The sequence below is a fragment of the Paenibacillus yanchengensis genome (assembly GCF_042684845.1).
GTDB classification, from domain to species: domain Bacteria; phylum Bacillota; class Bacilli; order Paenibacillales; family Paenibacillaceae; genus Pristimantibacillus; species Pristimantibacillus yanchengensis.
Window position 1 is genome coordinate 1 of sequence record NZ_JBHUMH010000034.1, and the last position, 1,749, is coordinate 1,749.

The window sequence follows — 1,749 nt, forward strand, 5'->3', positions numbered from 1 at the left end:
AGACCTGCGGTAATATGTCAAGTGAAAAACAGTTAGAAATTTAATTATCAAGGATCAATTTTCTTTAAAAAGGCAACAGGAAAATAGACCAGCAAGTAAATGTAAATTACTGGTATATATTCAAAGGATAAAGAAGCTAGTTATGCTTCCTGTATTATCGCTCCTTTGGGCGTGTAAATTTGGTTTTTGCGTAGTAGCGCATCCACCAAACGCACGAATTTTCTTGCGGTTAAGACGAGGGCTCTTTTATGTTGATGCTTCGGTACTTCTTGATATTTTTTTGCGTAATACTGACCGTATTCAGGGATCTGCCTTCTTACCGAGTTGGCGGCTTCAACTAAGTAATAACGGAGATACTGATTACCATTACGGGATAACGAAGTATCGTCTGCTGTAAAACGACCAGATTGATGTTTACGCCAATAAAGTCCTGCGTATTTAGCAATTTTTGTTTCATCTTCAAAACGTTCAATCGGGCCAATTTCTGCGATTATTCCAGCTGCAAATACAGGACCAATTCCTGGTATGGTCTGCAGTGTTTGTGGCAAGCCTTTCATCAATCGCTCTATCGCTTTTTTTAATTCTTTCTTTTGTATTTCGAAAGTGCGAATTAAGGTGATGGAGGTGGCGAGTATCGTATCTATGGAGTCTTCCACCACTTTATCTAAACGATAAGAGGAACGAACAGCCTTTTGAATCGAATTTGCAACATACGTTGGATCTGGAAATCTGTTTTTGCCTTTGGTTCGTAAAAAATCAGCTAAATCGTCAAGAGGCATGTTAGATAGTTCATCTAAGCTATAGCTTTCAAGAAAAAGATCCATCATTGCTTTACCGAATACGGAGGAGTCGACCTCTTCTGTAAACGTATTGCACTTGTAGCTTAGATACTGTAGAAAACGTTGCTTTTCTTGTGTGATTTGCCGAACAAGGTGGTAACGTGCGCGCGTTAATTGTTGTAGGGCAACGTACTGTTCCTCTTTTACGATAGACATAGGTAATCTACCGAATCGCAGATAATCGGCGATGATAAAGGCGTCGATTTCATCGGTCTTATCTAAATCATTGTAGCTTTTCTTGAAGTTAGCTATCTGTCTAGGATTCATGACGAAAACTTGTCCCCCAAGCGCACGAAGCGATTCATCATGATGCAGAAACATGGATGGATGGAAACTATAGACACTGGTAGATTCAAGTCCAATACGTAGTTTGCCAATAGACTTATCTCGTGCTGTATTTAAAATCTCATCTCTGAGTTTTGTAGCACCTGGTAAATCATTATTGACCGTAAAAGTTTGTAATTGCTCTCCTTGACCGTTTAAAAAACAAACCTTGATATCAAAAGAACTAACATCTAAACCAACGAATAAATGCATAGGATTAACACTCCTTTCGATTTAGAATCATGGGAACTTGTTACTTGGACGTTCTGAGATATCCCTAGTGTGGACGCCGATCAGCAGCCTCGTTTATGAGTACTCTCCTTGCATCGAAAGCCGCCCTAGAGCTACTAACATCTAGGTTCGAACATCAAGGGGTACAGCCTGCGTGTAGGAAGGTCGAAACGCACACTGGGAAGCAGTCTCTTGGTGCGGTTAATCCGCAAGGAGGAAAAGAATTGTCCCAAATGATCCTAAGACCATTATCTAGGAATATCTCGGAACGTCCAAGTCGATTGACATAAAAGCAGGTTAATAAGTAAGGAATTAATGGGCGGAAAGTAACGCCTAAACATAATATACGAGGAGG

Annotated in this window: 1 protein-coding gene; it reads right to left on the bottom strand. The window is 40.2% G+C overall.

The window, feature by feature from the left end; genetic code table 11:
• Nucleotides 1-140: 140 nt before the first annotated feature.
• Nucleotides 141-1,376: an IS110 family transposase gene (locus tag ACFSTH_RS11455; RefSeq protein WP_377775832.1), complete on the bottom strand. Its 1,236-nt coding sequence runs from the start codon at nucleotides 1,374-1,376 to the stop codon at nucleotides 141-143.
• Nucleotides 1,377-1,749 lie beyond the last annotated feature (373 nt).